General features: G+C 38.2%; 12 protein-coding genes, 1 tRNA gene and 1 pseudogene. 6 read left to right on the forward strand and 8 right to left on the reverse strand.

Features of this window, described 5'->3' with window-relative positions:
• The first annotated feature begins 66 nt into the window (after positions 1-66).
• The gene (locus tag AC2IP4_RS20600) at positions 67-2,094 is read left to right on the forward strand and encodes an exoribonuclease II (RefSeq protein ID WP_486310969.1); all 2,028 of its coding nucleotides are present in this window, start codon (positions 67-69) and stop codon (positions 2,092-2,094) included.
• 55 nt (positions 2,095-2,149) lie between these two features.
• On the opposite strand, the gene AC2IP4_RS20605 is transcribed toward AC2IP4_RS20600, so the two are convergent.
• Complete coding sequence (locus tag AC2IP4_RS20605) at positions 2,150-2,509, reverse strand: late competence development ComFB family protein (RefSeq protein WP_375320422.1); 360 nt, start codon at positions 2,507-2,509, stop codon at positions 2,150-2,152.
• A 146-nt stretch (positions 2,510-2,655) separates the two neighbouring features.
• On the opposite strand from AC2IP4_RS20605, the gene AC2IP4_RS20610 reads away from it, so the two are divergent.
• The 4 genes from AC2IP4_RS20610 to AC2IP4_RS20625 all read left to right on the forward strand — a co-directional run bounded on the left by AC2IP4_RS20610 (position 2,656) and on the right by AC2IP4_RS20625 (position 7,374).
• Positions 2,656-3,888, forward strand: a complete 1,233-nt coding sequence (locus AC2IP4_RS20610; RefSeq protein WP_375320421.1) for a GGDEF domain-containing protein — start codon at positions 2,656-2,658, stop codon at positions 3,886-3,888.
• A 172-nt stretch (positions 3,889-4,060) separates the two neighbouring features.
• On the forward strand, positions 4,061-4,441 hold the full coding sequence (locus AC2IP4_RS20615; RefSeq protein WP_375320420.1) for a DUF3302 domain-containing protein: 381 nt from the start codon (positions 4,061-4,063) through the stop codon (positions 4,439-4,441).
• On the forward strand, positions 4,441-5,571 hold the full coding sequence (locus AC2IP4_RS20620; RefSeq protein ID WP_486310970.1) for an HlyD family secretion protein: 1,131 nt from the start codon (positions 4,441-4,443) through the stop codon (positions 5,569-5,571). Before AC2IP4_RS20615 ends, AC2IP4_RS20620 begins: the two co-directional genes overlap by 1 nt.
• A gap of 201 nt (positions 5,572-5,772) precedes the next feature.
• A complete protein-coding gene (locus tag AC2IP4_RS20625; RefSeq protein ID WP_375320419.1) occupies positions 5,773-7,374 on the forward strand; it encodes a BCCT family transporter in 1,602 nt (533 codons plus the stop codon).
• Between the two features lie 89 nt (positions 7,375-7,463).
• Here AC2IP4_RS20625 and AC2IP4_RS20630 read toward each other — a convergent pair whose 3' ends face one another.
• The 4 genes and pseudogenes from AC2IP4_RS20630 to AC2IP4_RS20645 all read right to left on the reverse strand — a co-directional run bounded on the left by AC2IP4_RS20630 (position 7,464) and on the right by AC2IP4_RS20645 (position 12,072).
• Positions 7,464-8,513: a DUF4056 domain-containing protein gene (locus AC2IP4_RS20630; protein WP_486307583.1), complete on the reverse strand. Its 1,050-nt coding sequence runs from the start codon at positions 8,511-8,513 to the stop codon at positions 7,464-7,466.
• An 11-nt stretch (positions 8,514-8,524) separates the two neighbouring features.
• A pseudogene (locus tag AC2IP4_RS20635) lies at positions 8,525-9,647 on the reverse strand (BamA/TamA family outer membrane protein).
• A gap of 3 nt (positions 9,648-9,650) precedes the next feature.
• Positions 9,651-10,517, reverse strand: coding sequence for a TonB-dependent receptor (locus AC2IP4_RS20640; protein WP_486307584.1), 867 nt, complete (start codon positions 10,515-10,517; stop codon positions 9,651-9,653).
• A gap of 295 nt (positions 10,518-10,812) precedes the next feature.
• Complete coding sequence (locus AC2IP4_RS20645) at positions 10,813-12,072, reverse strand: DEAD/DEAH box helicase (protein ID WP_375320416.1); 1,260 nt, start codon at positions 12,070-12,072, stop codon at positions 10,813-10,815.
• Between the two features lie 486 nt (positions 12,073-12,558).
• Here AC2IP4_RS20645 and AC2IP4_RS20650 point away from each other — a divergent pair.
• Positions 12,559-12,649 (forward strand) — tRNA-Ser (locus tag AC2IP4_RS20650).
• A gap of 106 nt (positions 12,650-12,755) precedes the next feature.
• Here the strand turns inward: AC2IP4_RS20650 and AC2IP4_RS20655 are convergent.
• From AC2IP4_RS20655 to AC2IP4_RS20665, 3 genes are all read right to left on the reverse strand, one after another.
• A complete protein-coding gene (locus AC2IP4_RS20655) occupies positions 12,756-14,012 on the reverse strand; it encodes a mechanosensitive ion channel family protein (protein ID WP_375320415.1) in 1,257 nt (418 codons plus the stop codon).
• 272 nt (positions 14,013-14,284) lie between these two features.
• Entirely contained in the window at positions 14,285-17,128 is a 2,844-nt protein-coding gene (locus AC2IP4_RS20660; RefSeq protein WP_375320414.1) for a GH92 family glycosyl hydrolase, read from the reverse strand.
• A gap of 59 nt (positions 17,129-17,187) precedes the next feature.
• On the reverse strand, positions 17,188-19,944 hold the full coding sequence (locus AC2IP4_RS20665) for a GH92 family glycosyl hydrolase (RefSeq protein ID WP_375320413.1): 2,757 nt from the start codon (positions 19,942-19,944) through the stop codon (positions 17,188-17,190).
• Positions 19,945-19,959: the final 15 nt, after the last annotated feature.

Here is a 19,959-nt window from a genome sequence, read left to right on the forward strand (position 1 = left end):
TCTAGCAATCAATTAAGGGCGATAGTAAAGTTAGCTCGTTATTTCCTATTTATAGTATGAAGGCTCATGTTTCAAGATAACCCACTACTAGCGCAATTAAAGCAACAAATTCAAGATAAGCTTCCTAAAAAAGAAGGCACAGTAAAAGCAACCGACCGCGGTTTTGGTTTTTTAGAATCAGACGATAAAAAGAAAAGTATCTTTATACCGCCAGCACAAATGAAAAAAGTGATGCATGGTGACAAGATTGTCGCCCTAGTCCGTACTGAAAATGACAAAGAACAAGCCGAACCAGATCAGTTGATTGAACAATCAATTACTCGATTCATCGGCCGCATTCAAATGTTCAAAAAACGCTTGCAAGTAATGCCTGATCATCCAAGCTTGAAAAATGCCATCAAAGCAAAAGCTCGTAAAGGTGTAAATCCAGAAACTTTACAAGAAGGTGATTGGGTTGTTGCTGAGTTAACTCAACATCCATTAAAAGGTGATCAAAGCTTTCTATGTGAAGTTACTCATAAGATCACTGACAGCGATGACAAGATCGCCCCATGGTGGGTGACACTAGCACAAAATGATTTACCAAACTCTGAGCCTGAAGGCATAGATAACTGGGAAATTAAAGACGACGCAGATCTAGTTCGTATAGATATGACAGAAACGCCTTTCGTTACAATTGATGGTGAATCAACCAAAGACATGGATGATGCGCTATACATTAAAAAACAAGAAGACGGTTCTTTTGAATTAACGATTGCGATTGCAGATCCAACCGCTTACATCACACCAGATGACAGCATGGATCAAGTCGCTCGTAAACGTGGTTATACTATTTACTTGCCAGGTCGCAATATTCCAATGTTACCTCGTGATTTAAGCGATCAATTATGTTCACTTATCGAAAACGAAGAGCGTCCAGCAATTTGTTGTACAGTAAAAGTAGCGGTTGATGGCACTATTAATGAAGAATCTATCAACTTCTTTGCTGCAACGATTAAATCTCACGCCCGCTTAGCTTATGACAATGTATCTGATTTCTTAGAAACGGGATCATGTGATAAATGGCAACCAACTGAAGTGATCTCGCAAGTAGTCACTGAACTTCACGAATTTGCGCAAGCGCGTACAACGTGGCGTCAAACTCATGCCGTGATCTTCCCAGATCGCCCTGATTACCGTTTCGAATTAGACAAAGAAAATGACGTCGTTGCTATTCATGCAGATATGCGCCGTACAGCAAATAAGCTTGTTGAAGAGGCGATGGTAACAGCAAATATCTGCGCAGGTAAGACATTACGTAATACGTTTAACATGGGGGTATTTAACTCTCACGCTGGTATTAAATCAGATAAATTGAAAGACGTGATCGAAATTGTAAATCAATTAGATGATGTAGCATTCACAGAAGAGCACATTGCAACACTTGAAGGCTTCAGTGAACTACGTCGCTTATTAGGCAATCAACCAACCTCATACCTTGATGCTCGCATTCGCAAATATCAAACGTACAGTGAAACCGGTAACGAGCCGCTACCACATTACGCAATGGGTTTAGACATTTACGCGACATGGACTTCTCCTATCCGTAAATACAGCGACATGATCAACCATCGTATGTTAAAAGCGCATATCTTAGGCAAAGAACCAGTACAACGCCCTGATGATATTGTCGGTGAAGAGCTGGCATTAAGCCGTCGTTATCACCGTATGGCAGAAAGAAACGTAAGTGATTGGCTATACTGTAGAACGTTAGCTTCAGAAGTCGAAAAAGGCACGGAATTTACTGCTGAGATTTTTGATATTAATCGTGCAGGTATGCGTGTACGCTTAATTGAAAATGGCGCTGCTGCTTTCATCCCTGGTTCATTAATTGTCGATACCAAAGAACGCATCGAATGTAATGCTGACCAAGGTACAATCTCAATTGATAAATATGAAACATTCAAACTTGGCGATCAGCTAACCGTTATTCTTGCTGAAGTCAAAGAAGATACTCGCAATATGGTTGCAAAGCCACTGCAAGTTTTCCCTGCTCCAGAAGTAGAATCAACAGAAGTAACAACTGACGCTACAGAAACCGATATAAAAGCCTAGTCTTCACTCTAAATCAGACTATCCCACATAGCTTAATAAAGCTGTGTGGGATTTTTTAATCCAGTTTAATTTCACCAGCAAATGGCAGTTCTTCATCTTCTAGTACAAAACGATCTTTCGCTGCATAAACGACAATATCTTCAAAGTTATCATCACGCTGTCTTCTGTCATTTACAACCATCTTTTCTGCATTTTCAACTGCTGCTGCAACCATTTCATCATATTGCATTAATTTTTTCTGAGATGTGGCCGCTAACATATCTAAGCTATAACGAATATAAAGTGTAGGGAGTTGATTTAAACTAATGCACTTCATATCTGTGATTTGATCATTTGTATAGTTCTGGTGGAAATCACGTTCAATAAACCGCTTTCCAACCAGAACTTCCATATAGTTATGAATGTTTGATTCCATAAAGATGCCTTATTGTTATTAAATGCATTAAGTGTCATAGCAAACGTATGAATAGAGCTATGTTATTGATAGAATAACGTCTTGTCCTAGTAATTCAGTGACAAACTCTTTCTTTTTTTAGATTAATTAGGATTCGTTAAAAAACAATGTCTTTTAGCCTTCTGAGTCATCCATTATTTAAGCTGTTATTGCCTATCATTATCGTTGTTTCTGTAATCACGGGTATGGATGGCATTATCCAATTATCTTCTGAAAACAAGGGATTTTCATACATACTTCCATACATCGTACTATCAATTGTATTACTGTTAAGCCAGCCTTTCAATCAAGGCCGAATTGGGATGATAGCCATAACTATGGCTATTGCCTACTGGATCATCCAAGAGCGTTTGCAAGTTCCACTTTCCTATGGCAATGCTCGTATTGAATTTACCTTAACCGCTTTCTTATTACCTATTTCAATGATGGCAACATTTATTTTTCCTGAACGTCGTATTTTCTCAAAATATGGTGCCGGCTACTTAGGTATTCTTCTATTTATGTTGATCTGGTGTTGGATTATTGTCTCTCATTTTGCTGATAATGATATGACTGAAATTTGGGAAACCTATTTACTCAATATCCCAGAAGTATCTCCACTTCCTATTATTATCTTTCTTTACAGTTTAGTTATGTGTGGGCTGTCTGCCATTTTTGTTCTAACGCGTAATAACAACACTGATTTAGCGTCTTATACTTGCTTGCTTTATTCATCGCTAACCTTTGCTTTATTCAGCGTTGATTTTATTTCAAGCACTATGTTTTCTATCGCAGGATTACTACTGCTTCTTTATATTATTTCTGCAAGTCATGAATTAGCATTCATCGATCAATTAACGGGGATCCCTGGCCGTCGAGCGCTTGAATCTGAAATGAAACATCTTGGCCGTCGTTATACAATTGCAATGCTGGATGTCGATCACTTCAAAAAATTCAATGACAGTTATGGGCACGATACTGGTGATGACGTCTTAAAATTGGTTGCTAGTATCATGGCTCAAACTGGTGGTAATGCAAAAGTTTACCGCTATGGTGGTGAAGAGTTCACAGTATTATTTAAAGGTAAAACTGCAGAGCAAAGCTTAGAATACTTAGAAGAGCTGCGTGAAGACATAGCAGATTATGATTTAATCATTCGAGATACAAATACCCGACCTAAGGATAAAAAGGAAGGGGAAGCAAAACGAGGAAAAACAAACAAGACCAAAGTCGTGAATGTAACCATAAGTATTGGCGTTGCTGATAATACAGAATATAAGAAACCGCAAGAAGTGATCAAAGCCTCCGATAAAGCACTGTACCGAGCTAAAGACGGCGGGCGGAATTGTGTTAGCCAATAAATAATTTTTTCTAAAAATCAGCCGATATAACTTTTTAGCTAATGTTATATCGGCTTTTTTTTGGTTTCAATTTTAGATTATATCTTGCGTATTAACTTAACCGATGTCACACTCAAGTTATTAAAAAATAGGTAGTTTGTTAAATTTCTTAGTTATACACAAGGATACGTTTATGTTTTTAGATTATTTTGCTCTTGGCTTGTTAGTGTTTGTTGCATTGGTTATTTTTTACGGAATTATTGTCATTCACGATATCCCCTATGAGATAGCTCATAAGCGTGACCATCCACATTCAGATGCAATTCATATTGCAGGCTGGGTTAGCTTGTTCACATTACATGTTTTATGGCCTTTCCTTTGGATTTGGGCAACATTATGGCGTGAAGATCGCGGTTGGGGCTTTCATAAAATTGAAAACAATCAATTAGAGCTTCAAACTCGAGTCAATCACCTTAATGATCAAATTGAATTACTGACAGAAAAAATCTCTCAAATGGAAGTAAATCAAGTAAAACAATCACCCCAGAAACCAACGAAAGAGGAGCAAGTATAATGGATTTATTGCTTATCCTTACTTACACCGCATTATGTATCGCTGTATTCAAAATCTTTAATATCCCTCTCAATAAATGGACGGTCCCTACCGCCGGGTTAGGTGGTGTTGTTCTTGTTGGCACGCTTGTTTTATTAATGAATTATAACCACCCTTTTACTCAATTTGGCGGACAGTTTTATGTCACTACGCCAATTGTCCCAAGTGTTAAAGGAAAAGTAATCGAAGTTAACATCGAAGCCAATCAACCTCTTGAAAAAGGCGAAATACTTTTTAAGATTGATCCAATTCCTTTTAAAGCAGAAGTCATTCGTAAACAAGCTGCATTAAATGAAGCAGAACAAGCAGCCCTTCAATTAGAGTCTATTTATAAAGCAGCTCAAGCAAACACCATTAAAGCTATAGCCGATAAAGACAAGGCCTACCGTGAATTTAAACGTTATGAAAAAGGCTTTAAGAAAGGCGCTTTTACTGCCCAACAATTAGATACTCGCGAACAAACTTATAAAGCAACTCAAGCAACCGTTGAGTCCGTTCAAGCCCAAGAACAACAAGCTAAGCTGGCGTTAGAGTCTGAAATTAATGGAGAGAACACGACAGTTGCTCGCATGCGTGCAGAATTAGAGCAAGCACAATTCAACCTTGATGAAACCATCGTACGAGCACCAACTGATGGATATGTAACTCAAATGGCACTTCGTCCAGGCATGATGGCAGTTCCCCTCCCTCTCCGCCCTGTAATGACATTTGTACATACAGAAGATCAATACTATGTCGGTGCATTTCGTCAAAACTCTCTACAACGCTTACAAGCAGGATTTAAAGCTGAATTTTTATTTCGTGCTATTCCTGGTCGAGTATTTGAAGGTGAAGTTGTTGAAGTTATTCCCGCCATTGGTGAGGGACAAATTCAAGCTTCAGGTGCTTTATTAGGTACAAATGCTATTCAAACTAATGGTAGAGCCTTAGTTAAATTAAAATTAACTGATGACGTATCTGAATTTCACCTTCCTGCAGGTTCTAATGCAGAAATTTCAGTGTATTCAGACAGCTTTGAGCACGTATCAATTATGCGTAAGGTATTAATCCGTATGAAGTCTTGGCAGAATTTCTTATACCTTGACCATTAAATATCCAATCACACAAATCCAAAATACAACGCCTTAAGACACTGTTTTAAGGCGTTTTTTTAGATGTCAAACCCAATCAAAAAATATATTCTTTTTTTCTTAACTCTGATATTATCTTCGCGAAAAAAGCTGTTACAGGAATGTGACAGTATCTAGGTAGACTCCGAATGGAGCTATCATATATATTATGTGAGGACACGCATGAGTACTACGGATAAGTACAGCATTGACAGTACTGATTATGAAGTAGGCCAAGATAATATCCAAAAATGGGGTTTTGATATACACAACCAAGTTTTTGGTATTAGTGCTGGCGCTATTATTTTATTTTTAACTGTGCTTCTTATTATGGACCCAGCAGAAGCAAAATCCCTTCTTGACGGCATAAAATTACAAATCATTGATAACTTTGATGGTTTATTTATGTGGTCTAGTAATATCTTCTTAGTTTTCTGCTTAGCGTTAATTGTTTCACCGTTTGGTAAAATCCGAATTGGTGGTGACAGTGCAAAACCAGAACACTCAACAATTTCATGGATGGCAATGCTTTTTGCTGCTGGCATGGGTATTGGTTTGATGTTTTACGGTGTTGCTGAGCCTCTTGCTTACTACACAGACTGGTATGGTACTCCTTTAGATGTGGAGCCTTTTACCGAAGAAGCTAAAAAACTGGCTCTAGGCGGAACCATGTATCACTGGGGTATTCACCCATGGGCAATATATGGTTTAGTCGCTTTATCTTTAGCATTCTTCACTTTTAACAAAGGCTTACCTTTATCCATGCGTTCTGTTTTCTATCCTATTTTAGGAGATAGAACATGGGGCTGGTTTGGTCACATCATTGACATCATGACTGTTCTAGCAACACTATTTGGTCTTGCAACCTCTCTTGGTTTAGGGGCTCAACAAGCAGCAGGTGGCATCAATCATGTGTTTGGTACTAACGGCGGTATAAACATGCAAATTGGCGTGATTATTTTCGTTACTATGCTTGCGATGATCTCTGTTATTCGTGGTATCGATGGTGGTGTAAAGCTACTAAGTAACGTAAACATGCTGGTTGCTGTTGCATTACTTCTATTCATTATCGTAATCGGTTTCTCTGATGTAATGAGTACCTTACCTTTAACTGTGACAGGCTATATTGAGAATATTATTCCTCTAAGTAACCCTCACGGTCGTGAAGATGAAACTTGGATGCATGGTTGGACTGTATTTTATTGGGCTTGGTGGATCTCTTGGTCACCATTCGTAGGTATGTTCATTGCTCGTGTTTCTAAAGGTCGTACTGTTCGCCAGTTCTTGATTTCTGTAATGATTATCCCAACATTAGCGACAGCTCTATGGATGTCTGCTTTTGGTGGTATTGCGATTGAACAAGTAAAAAACAAAGTTGGTGAACTTGGCGAAAATGGCTTAAATGACATTACTATGGCACTATTTAACATGTATGACGCATTACCAATGAGTACTGCCCTATCTGTTATCTCAATCGTTCTTATTATGGTGTTCTTTGTAACGTCATCTGACTCTGGCTCATTAGTTATCGATAGTATCACTGCTGGTGGAAAGGTTGATGCTCCTGTTCCTCAGCGTATTTTCTGGGCGACGGTTCAAGGCTCTATCGCTGCGGTATTATTATGGGTTGGTGGCACAGAGGCAATGCAAGCGTTACAAGCAGGTACGGTATCAACTGCCTTACCATTTACCTTCATTCTTCTAATAATGTGTGTAAGCTTAGTGAAAGGATTTAGTACTGAAAAATTCGGTACTATTCCAAAATCAAACAAAGCAAAAGTATAATCAATAAAAGATAAAAAGCCCCAAATAAGACTTTACCTTAAAGTGCTTTTTCGGGGCTTTTTATTACTGATGATTTTAATTCATAAACGTTATTTTTTCGCTAACTCTTCATCATCATGCGATTTAGCAAAATCAGCGATCTGTTGAAAATCACTCGGAGTCCAATAAGGTTTGTTTTTTAGTGAATCAGGTAACGCTGAGAAATCTTTATCATTTTCATTTGGCATTAACATAAAGGTGGCTAATGCTTCGTACTCAGTTGAAACACTCTCTTCCATTTCACCTTTAAAGCCATTTGGCTGTAAGTCTGTCCCTAAATGGTATTCTCTATGAATCACAACCCATTTGTTTGGTAGACGCTTAGAACTGTCCCACAACACTCCATCCATTTTTTTTATTTGGGCTTTAGACTCTTCTTTTGTGCCTACACCCAACTCAATAAATTTTGTTTTTATTGCTTTAGTCATTGCGGTAGAAAATGCATCTTTATCTAAATTTGGATTAGCACTAATCACATCACTAGCTAAGAGAGCCCCCAACATATTTGAATACAGATCTTCAGGTGAGAACGCAGAAGCATACTCTTTAAAGCCACCTACCGACTCCATGCCAAACCATTGAGCAATTTCATGCCATTGAGCTAAACGATAAGACGTTAACGCAGCAAGTTCAATACTGATCTTTTCTCGTTCAATTTGAGTGTATTCTTGAGAGGTTGAATGCAGTTGTATAATACGAGCTTTCAACTCAGGTGACAGTGTCACTTTAAAATCTATTCCTAAATGCTTATAGAACTTACCATAAAGATAATAAGTAAAATCAGCCGTATCTCTAATATGAGCAGAATCTAAAAAACCACCTTTTTCAGAATAAAAGATTCCATTACTTTCATCGCCAAAGCCCATTAAGCTACTTGCAACTCCTTGACTGCCATCATTATAGATATGGTCTCCGAGATCATCTATATTGAGTACGTTTTCTACTGAAACAAAAGGAACGGGGATCCCCCCGACTTCCGTCTGTAAGTTTGTCCCAAAAGCACAACATGGCCTCACACCAACAGGGGCATCAGCAAAAACAGATAAAGATACACCACATAAAAGACTACTGATGACGATGGAAGCTATTTTACTCTTCATATAAATATCCTCTAAAACGCTTCATTAATTTGAAAATATACCGCTTGGCTATCTTTTCCTAATCCATAATCCAGTCTTACATTAACTCTTGGTTTAAACGCAAAACGGTAGCCAATCCCATATGTCGGTAACCATTTACTATCAAATAGTTCTTGGTAAGAGTCTGCAACATTGCCACCGCCAACCCATACGACCATTCCATGCCGTTGATTAAATTGTTGACGAATTTCTATTTGTCCTGATAGCTGACTATTATCTCGATATTGACCAGAATAATACCCTCTCATACGCTTATCACTGCCTAAAGAGGAGAATGCGAACCAAGGGATATCACCTTGTACATTTTCAGCAAAGACTTCCCACGCCAAAACAGTATTAGGTAATATTTTATGGTATTGACGATAATTGATGGTGACTTTATCAAAGTCATGATCAGAGCCAAACTCAGCTCGATAAGCATTCCAATTAACACTGAACAACATGCCTTTATATGCATTCAATTCAAAATCACGGCTGTCATACTCAAGGCTTACTGTGGAGGCACTTAAAAATGTATCGCTAAGTTCATCTTGTGTAAGCAGCGATGTGTCAGATGAAAGCTTCCGATAGCTTTCCATATCAACACCAAGAAGAAAGTAAGTATTTGGTAAAAATTGATAAGCAATTCTTGGTGTAAAACCGAGAATTTACGCTTCGACAAGAGTTTTATTACGGTCAGTCTCTGCTGCATTCTTACCAACTCCCCAATAATACTCAGGAGTGTGACTTGCTTTGGCTTGAACTAATAATCGTAGATCATCATTTTCAAAATAAGTTCGGTTATTAACACCTACACCATAAGAACCTGAAGTAGATCCATAACCGGTAATATTGATAGTAGATAACGGAGCGCTGTCTTTATTATCAAGAGGTGAATATAAGCCTACAGCCGCAATACCAATACCAAAACCTTGCTCAGGGTTAGCAAAGGGACCAGGCAGCACAGTCCAATCTATCCCCTTACTGACATCGATATCTTCAGAAGAACCTAATTCTTCTAGAAAAGTCCACCCAACTTTGGGGGTTTTCTTTAGCTGAGATCGAGAATGCATAACTACTTAATAGTACAATTACCAATAAGTTTACTAACTTCATGATTTAAAATCGCATATCAACAGTGAAGAAAAGGCTTTTACGTTTACCAAGACCTGCTTCACCTAACAAATATAAGCCATCATCAAGTTTATATTGCATACCCAGTAAGGTATTCCAAGGAGTTACAAGATGCTGCTCCACATTAAAGCGACCATCATCAACTTTTCCGACCAGACTTCCTAAGTTGCCACTTAAACCGATATCCGTTAAATTCCCAGATAGTGACTGTTCAACATCTTGATACATTGCTCCAACCCACACACGAAGTGGTGTTCCCATACGGGTAAAGTCATAACCTACGCGTGGTGAGATCACAATCGAACTAATTGTACCATCAATAACATTTAACTCAGTTTCAGTATAACTAGCATCCGCTAGCGCAAATACATCTTTATAACCACCAGCTAAGACAAAACCTGCTCCATAAAGTGTACCATTGAGATCAAGACGAAATTGCCTTGGCTTAATCTTTTTATCAATAAAGCCTAAACCAGTTGAAACTTGAATTGTCGTTTCTGAGTAGCCTTTTAACTGACCAACGATTCCATAGAGGTTCAAAAAAGGAAATAGCCAAACATCACCACGTAATGTAAGAACTTCACTCATTTGCTCACCTGCACCAGCTTGAACATCAACTAAGTTATTAAGGTCTCCTAGGATAGGTAATTTCCCAGTAAAACCTATACTATCAACCGAAATATCTTGAGTTTGTTTCATGTAGCTAACATTAAGACCAAAAGCTTCAGGTAAAGTATAACCCTTGGCTTCTGCCTCTTCTTTCCAAATGGGTAAAGTAAAAGATTCTGCAAATAAAGAAGAGGAATAAGATAAAAACAATAAGCAAAGTACAGAAAGTGCTCTTTGCGACATAAAGACTCCAATACTGAAGGGAAAGAATCCAAAAGTGGCTTCAGCTTTTTTCGGCATGATACGCCTCACACTGAGACATTCAACTTAACTTTACACTAATTTACATAACAATTTGTCAAGTCAGATTTAGCGTTAAATTAGATTAAATCACAACCAACCTCACAGATTTAACGTTTAAATTGGTATAAAAAGGAAGAATAAGTAAGAAGGATTGATAAACAAGATCGATAATGGCCAGATTAAATCATTAAGCTGACCAGTCAAACTTTTAATCTACAGTTGAATACAAATCAATTTAACGCTTATTTTTTCCACGATTTGCATGAACTTTCATTTTCGCTTTCATTTTTCTTTTATCAGCAGAACGACCACGACTTTGACGTGAATGGTCTTCTTTTATTACTCGTGCATTTGGATCCGGTTCATATCCTTTTAACCACTCTTGCGGTAAACGAGTCTCTAACAGAGTTTCAATTGCTTGCAATAAATACTCTTCATTTGAACTCATTAATGAAATAGCTTTACCGGTGCAACCTGCTCGACCTGTACGACCAATACGATGAACGTAATCTTCCGCTTTAAATGGAAGTTCATAGTTAATGACACATTCTAGCTGCTCAATATCCAAACCACGAGCTGCAATATCTGTTGCAATTAACGCACGAACTTTACCCGTTTTAAACTCTTCTAATGCACGTAAACGAGCCCCTTGACTCTTATCACCGTTAATAGACGCCGCTTTTATACCGTCTTTTTTAAGTTCTTTCACTAATTCATCAGAGCCTTGTTTTGTTTTTGTAAACACAAGGACTTGTTGCCAGTTACGAGAGCCTATCAGGTAAGCTAATAATTCACTTTTACGGTGCTTATCTACTGGATATACCATTTGCTCAACTGTATCAGCAGTACTATTTGTTGGCGTAACTTGCACTTCTTTTGGTTTATGCAGCATATAGTAAGCAATTTCTCTTACTTTTTTGCTGAACGTCGCTGAGAAAAATAGGGTTTGATGCTCAGCTGGCATCTTGCGTAGGATCTTTTTAATATCCGGAATAAAGCCCATATCTAACATGCGATCAGCTTCATCTAATACCAAGTACTCTGCTTTATTCAAAGTAATCGTATTAATATGAACTAAATCTAATAAACGGCCAGGCGTAGCAACTAGGATATCTGCGCCTCCTACTAGGTTATCTTTTTGAACATTAATACTTGTGCCGCCATAAGCAACAACAACTTTAATCTCTGTATACTTAATATAGCTAACCAAGCTCTCAAATACTTGCTGAGCTAATTCGCGTGTTGGAGTCAAAATTAAACTACGAATCACTTTTGAATTTTGAGTGCGGCTCTCTGGGTTTTCAACCAAGCGCTGGATAAGCGGTAAACCAAAAGCAGCCGTTTTACCTGTGCCTGTTTGTGCTCCTGCAAGTACATCATGTCCTTGTAATACGAGAGGAATAGCCTGCTGCTGAATTGGTGTCGCTTCTTTAAAACCTAATTCCGAAACGGTATTAAGAAGCTGTTCAGATAACCCTAGTGAAGCAAATGACATGATGAACCTTTAAGTACTAAAAATTTTCGCCGATTGTAGCAAAATAGTATTGGTTCCCCTAGAGTAAGTTACGCTATAAAAAATCCAGCGTACTTTGCAGGTACATTGGATTATCTTAGGAAAGTTCAAGCTTAGGTTTAAACTGTTGTCTAAAGCGTAGGCAACCAAAGCTTCATATAAGCCTCACAGAAGAACAGTGAAAAAAAACAATTTAAAAACAAGATAAATAAAAGTTTCATACAGAAAGAGCTAAACGTTAACAAAAAACAGAATAAAAAATAAATTTAAAATGAATAGCTTTGATATATAAGGAACAAATGACGGTTATTCATATGTATCGAAATGTTTTATTCATATTTTTTAGGTTAAAAATAGACTTAACATAAAGAAAAACAACAAGAATAGTAGAATAATGAACCAAACAGTCAGTTTTAATGCATTTAAGGGTTTACAAGACAAGAGCAACACCCTATTATACGCGGCATTGGAGGGATGGCTGAGTGGTCGAAAGCACCGGTCTTGAAAACCGGCAACCGTTAATAGCGGTTCTAGGGTTCAAATCCCTATCCCTCCACCACATTCTAAGCCCTAGCAGAAATGCTGGGGCTTTTTTTATCTGTTAACTTTATGAAATAGATATTATTAAGGCTATAAAATCACAACCTTAATTAGAATCCTAAGATTTACTTTCCAATACGTAATGCATCATAACCACTAAGGGCTTGATAAGGGCGTAAATCAAACAGTGGCATAATAGAGTATATATGATCAAAAATGTCTGCTTGTACTCCTTCGTAAAATACCCAATCTGTATTATTGGTAAACGCATAGATTTGTAATGGCAAGCCCTCAGGGGTTGGCTCTAGCTGGCGCACCATGAACATCATATAAGAATGAATATCTTTATTAGTACGTAAATAAGCTGCCAAATAAGCACGGAAAATACCGACATTAGTCATTTGTCGAACATTACCGGCATGAGGAATATCATCCAACTCTTCATTAAACGTATTTATTTCTTTTGATTTCTCAAATAAGTATTCACGCAGAATTCGAATATTTTTTAGTGATTCAATCTCATCATCTGTCATAAAGCGAATCGAATTAACGTCAATATAAACAGAGCGTTTAATGCGTCTACCGCCAGAATCGGACATTCCCTGCCAATTAATAAAAGCATTTTGAACCAAAGCATAAGCTGGGATCATACTGACTGTATTATCAAAATTTCTAACTTTTACTGTCGTTAATGAAATCTCTTCAACTGAGCCATTGGCTTTAAACGAATCCATTTCAATCCAATCGTTTAGCGTAATCATTCGGTTTGCTGAAAGCTGAATACCAGCGACAAAGCCTAGAATAGTATCTTTAAATACGAGCATCACAAAACCAGTCGCAACCCCTAAGCCACTCAAGAAAATAACCGGTGATTCGTTAGCCAGTATTGACATGGATACCACAAGACCGACAAAGAAGGTAAATAACTTGATAAGTTGAACGAAACTCTTAATTGGCATTCGGCGAGTTATGCCTTTAATCGTAGCAAGATCATTTAATGCATCAAGTAATGAAAAAAGCATCCAAATAAAGACAACAAGAATTGTAATACTTAAGGCTTTATCAACAATACCTGAAATCACCGCATAATTCTCAAGAGCAAGCGGTATCAATAAATTCAGTATCATAATAGGCACCAGAAAAGTAAGCTTCTCAAGCACCTTGTACTTAGAAAAACTCTCACCTAGTGGCTCATTAGTACGGTGTAATACATTCCTTATTGTCCGAGCAATTATGTGACGAGTAATAAGATCTCCCATCACAGAAACACCAATGACAACGAGCACAAATACCACAGTAAGTTCCATACCATAGGGGTCACTATTAATATCTAATGCACTCAATTTATCTACAATGTAATTACGAATACTATCCTCTAACAATTTACTGCCCTTACCTTTAAATATTCACCGAAGAACACAGTATAGAAACTTTGAAAACAACACTAATTTTATGTTCTTAACTAGTTTATACATAAACTCTATTCATAATATATTAAACATAGCCTTTATTATTCGTTTTTTGAGCTTTTATTATCCAAATAGATTGAAAACTTAGTTTACTAGGACCCAATTATTATATTTAGCACTAAAAATAAAAAACCTCTTAGGAAAATTAAGAGGCTTTATATTATATAAATACACTGCAAACTAAATTAGCGAGAACCTTGTGGTAACTCAGCAGTATGTAAGAACTCACCAATACCTAAATCTGGTGGTGTATCAGTTGCAATATTAGCTCCCCAACGTTTACTTGGTTTATCACTCATTAAAAACTCTATCTCTCCACCCTGCATAATCTCAGCATGAGTTAAATACGTTTTATTAAAGTCTCTACCATTAAGTGACGCCGATTGAATAAAGATATTTTCTCGGCTTACCTCTTTAGCGATAACGGTAAATTGTTGTCCATTATCGACTGCTATCGAAGCACGTTCAAACATCGGAGTACCTATTTCATAAATACCTGACGATGAATTCACAGGGAAGAAACCTAAAGCTCGAAACACAAACCATGATGACAGTGTACCAAAATCATCATTACCACAGATCCCATCTGCAGTATTGTCGTAACAAACGTTTGTTGCTGCTGCAACCGCTGCTTGTGTTTTCCACGGTTGAGCTACATAGTTGTATAAATAAGGGACATGAATATCTGGTTCATTACCTTGAACATGCTGCCCAAGGTTACCAGTATTAAAAACAGGAAATTGATTATCCCCGGCATTACGATCAGGATAAGTACTAAAATATTCATCTAAACGTTCAGCAAATAACTCACCTCGCTTAGCCACACCTTCAGGGCCTAAGGTTGATTGCTCAAATTCAGTCATTAAATCAACAAGGCCATTAATATCATGCTGAACACTGAACGAATACTGCCAACCATTCGATTCAGAAAATGACCAGTTAAACATATCAGGTCGCCAATCTTTACCAATCGCTTTACCTGTTATTGGATCAGTCCAATTTGAATCAATAAATTTACCGTCATAATCACGAGCTTTAAACCAACCTTGATATTTAGAGCCACCAAAATCAAACTGTGCTTGCCAATTATTAGAGCGATCCGCAAACTCTTTGTATTCAGGAGAATCTTCCCCTAAAACAAGTGCGATGGATTTTGCAATATTCCAATCATTCATTGAATATTCTAATGAATACGATGCTGTCCATGCGTCTTTAAATGGTGAATGAGACCCGTATGAATCTGGCGGCGTATCATGCAATTGCGCAGGAACATACCCTTGTGTTTCATACTCCTTAATCCAAGCAACACCTTGACTTGAAACAGCACGAGCGTCGGTAATCATTGCTTGAACTAAGCGTTCTTTTACACCTTGACGCTCTGTATCAGTAAACCCTAAATAAATCATTCGAGTATCTAAATACCCTTTAGATAATGCATCATAAATGATCGGTGTCGAATGCATTCCCATCATCATGCCAGTTTCATTACCTTTAAATGTCCACTCAGGTAAACGACCACGCTTAGTTTCACCTTTATCATTAGTCCATTCTTCTTCTGCATAAGACAACATTGAAAGTACCATGTCGGCGATACGAGCAGGTTCAGTGATAGAGGCTAACGGTTGAACTGAGCGATAAGTATCCCAAAGCGAGAACGTATCGTAACGAATATAATCTGCTTTACCATCTTTGTTTGCATCAGCAATTCGAATCGATTCTTTTAAAGTATCAATTTTATCGCCCCACGGCGTATTTCCATCAGGATAAGCATTACGACCTTGATGTGTTTGACGATAACGACCATCTAAATCAGATAGCATCGTTTGGCCAGAGTAAGAACGGTATAATGCGGTGTAGAACGTCTGTTTATAAGCTTCATCACCTTCTACACGGATTTTACCCAGTTCATCTTCCCAAAGTTTTGTAGCCGCTTGACGAACCTGATCAAAGTTCATTCCAGCAACTTCACTCATATTCAGTGATGCCCCTGTTTTACCACCTTCACCAATCTCAACGTTTGATAATGCCAGTTTTGCTTCAACGGTTAAGCCTGATTTCGATGTATCAAACTCAACATATGCACGTGCATATTGATATTTACCGAGAGTTACACCACCAATCTCTGTCATATCAGCTGGTGCATCAATGTATTGTTTCGTCAGTTTGTCGTAGTAAGCAAAGCGAATATTTTTAATGGGTTGATCGAACTCCATAACAAAAAATTCTTTTTGGTTTGCAGCCCAACCATCGGAGAAACGATGTCCCTCTAAACGATTATTTTCTTTATCCCATTTTAGGTAAGAGTCTGACGTATAATCCCAGTTGATTTTAAAACCAGTATTCACAATAATTTCTGAACGATCGTCTCGTGGGAACGTATAACGATGAACGCCGACCCTGTCCGACGCGGTTAACTCAGCTTTAATGTCATAATCAATAAGATCAACTTTGTAATAACCCGCGGTTGCTTGCTCATCTTTGTGCTGAAAACGAGATGCCTCAAGGTTCAGCGTTGGAGAGCCTTCATTTAACATATAATCAGAGCGAGTATTGATCGGCATAACAAGAATGTCATTTAAATCGCCTGCACCCGCACCCGATAAATGGGTATGAGAAAAACCAGACGTACGTGCGTCATGGTAATAATATCCAGAAATATATTCCCAGCCATTAGCACCGTTATTTGGGGATAATTGAACCATACCATGAGGAGTCGTTGCCCCTGGATAGTTATTCCCTAAATTACCAGTACCAATGAATGGATTAACATGACGAGTAATATCCATATCATCAAAATCAACAGGTTCATGAACACCCATATCTATCACTGGATTTTCAGTACTTGGTTTATCATCACACTCTTCATCACCCGGTGGACATACTGGTTTTTCATCATCAGGATTAACGGTTGGCGGTGCGATTTCAGTACTTCCATCATAATTATGATTAACGGTTTCTTCATTACAACCAGTTAACCCAATCATTCCCAGTAACACAGCAATAGATAATAAATTCCGTTTAAATTTCATTTTGTGCCTTTATTTTTAAGTTAAAAGGGGATCTCTCCCCTTAATTATTAGGATGTAAATTAATTCGCTTTCAAAGCTTGAGATTTATCATTCGTCATTACGAAATGAAGGACACCACCATCTTTTAAATCACGGTGGTTAAACGATAGATTTGGACCAAGAGCGTTACCGTTAATCGTGGCACTCTTAACGTAAATATTTTCTTCAGAATTGTTCGTTGATGTGATAGTAAAAGAACCATCCCCCCCAACAGGAATGACTGCTTTATCGAAAATTGGTCGTCCAATCGTATATGTAGGATCTGCTGGTGTGACTTGATAGAAACCGAGTACCGACATAATGTACCAAGCAGACATTTGGCCTACATCTTCATTACCAATCAAACCTTCTTGAGTTGGATGATAGAATTCATTCATCGCTTGATTTACGTATTCTTGAGTTTTCCATGGCTCTGATGTCCAGTTATACAGATAAGGAACATGATGATCAGGCTCATTCCCCATAACAAACTGCCCAATGAAACCGGACATATCATGAGACTGAGTGGTGTCCGCATTTGAATCCGCATTAAATAAGGCATTTAAATTAGCTAAGAATGCAGCTTTCCCCTGTTCTGTCATTTGCTCTGGTAAGGTATAGTCCGTACGTTTTATCACTTCACCCGCCATAACGTTAGCAAGACCATTTAAGTTTTGAGGAGCGAACCATGTCCATTGCCATGGGTTACCTTCTGTAAAGTCCTCTCCACGATGTTCTGCACGATAAGGCCAAAAGCTATCGCCTTGAACTAAATTCTTACGGTCTTTACACCAGTCGTAATTTTTACCCTCAGGAATAGATAACGTCAGATTTTCATCCAAACACTCACTACTTAGATTATTCGCAAACTCAGGTTCAGCAGAACCTGACACTTGATACAATGGACGCATAAATCCGGTAGCACCTAAGCTTTGTTTGTCTTTGCCCTCCATTTTTCCGTAATAATCAGGGTTATAATCGAAATAATTTTTGAATGTTTCAGAGCGCTTCATATAACGATCAAACATTTCGTCATTGCCCGCTAATTGTGCGATTTGTGCAATCGTCCAATCGTAGTACGCATTCTCTAAGCCATACGCGACCGACTCATTCACCAACTCGTCATATTTATCTGCTTTTAAGCCTTCGGCATACGCTGGTTTATTCGTTTCACCTGCATTCCATTTAACATTAGCAGGAACATACCCCAGAGTTTCGGCGTATTCACCATGGCGAGTCATCACTGTAAATCGCTTATCTCCATTCCATGCATCTTTGTAAGGAACCCAACTATTAGTAATGGATTCATCAAAATTCGCAGAAACATCAGCCGCGTTCAGCGCCAATTCAAATTCAGCCTGAGTAAAGGATTCGGGGTACTTAACCATGATATCTGCAATAACAGACACCGCAGGGTAGCCCACCATTTCTCCCGTATAATCTGAATGAAGTTCCCACTTAGGAAGCACCCCACCCGTTTTAAACTTATTAATTAAATCACGGGCATAATCAATTGAACGGTCTTTATCGATAATAGTTTTTAATGGATGTGCCGCACGGAACGTGTCCCACATTGAATAAACCGATAAATTAGTAAACCCACCTTCTGCTTGATGAACTTTGCCATCCATACCACGATATTTGCCATCAACATCTTGATAAACAAAGGGAGCGACAAAAGTACGATAAAGTGATGTAAAAAACATCGTTTTATCTGCTGTTTTACCGCCTTCAAGTTCAAATTCGCCAAGAACATCTATCCACGCCTGACGATTTTTTACGACAACGGAATCAAAATCAAATTCGTTTTTATCCGCGTCTAAGTTTTTAATTGCACCATCGATACTCGTACCTGAAATGGCCACTTTAACTGTAATCGCTTCATTACCAGAGCCAAAGTTCAGATGAGTCATTATATCATTTGCTCGATTTGCTAAACGAGACGCTTCTGGTGCGGGCTCTCCTGGCATTTGTTTATGTTCCGCATAACCACGATAGTCAGCAAGACCTATTTCAGTCGCATCAACCGGTTTTAATTTACTTTCAGATGCGAGTTTTGCGTATAAATTTTCTTCTATGATTGGTTCTGAAAACTCAGCCACAAAGAATACTGTTTGCCATTGCCCCCACTCATTAGAGGTCCTTGCACCGACAACGGTTGTATCGCTAATACGCTTATAATAAATATTACGAGAATGGTTACCATATTGCTCTAACAGTTCATGTTGCAAATCAATACGAACTTTACGCTCACCGCCTTTGTTAAACGTGAATCGTTGAAACGCAACGCGATCTGTTGCGGTAAGCTCTGCCTTTACACCCGTTTCAATCAATTCAACAGAATAGTAACCAACTTCAGCGGTTTCAGTTTCTTTGTTCATTGTTGGAGCGTCGGTATTAAAATCTGAATACGGTAAAAATGCGAAATCATTCAAATCACCTTTACCAGCACCTGAAATGTGGGTCATTGTGAAGCCTGAAAGGTATTTATTAGAAGGATCATATTCAGATGGGGAGCCTTTACCGCTAAAGCCATTAGGATCATAATTATCAGGAGAAGGCTGAATCATCCCCTCAGGCATAACTGGCGACGGGTTTACGTTACCAAGACCTTTTGTTCCAATCAGTGTGTTTACATATTTTAGTACCGTATCTGTTGGAATGTTTGGGTCTATCGGTGTTGTTGGAATAGAGGTATTCGGGTTTGTCGCTGAACTAGAAGAGTCATCATTACAGCCAGTTAAAGCAACCATTCCCATGAACACAGCAATGGATAATAAATTCCGTTTGAATTTCATTTTGATTTTTCTCTG

Source organism: Aliivibrio thorii (assembly GCF_057368585.1).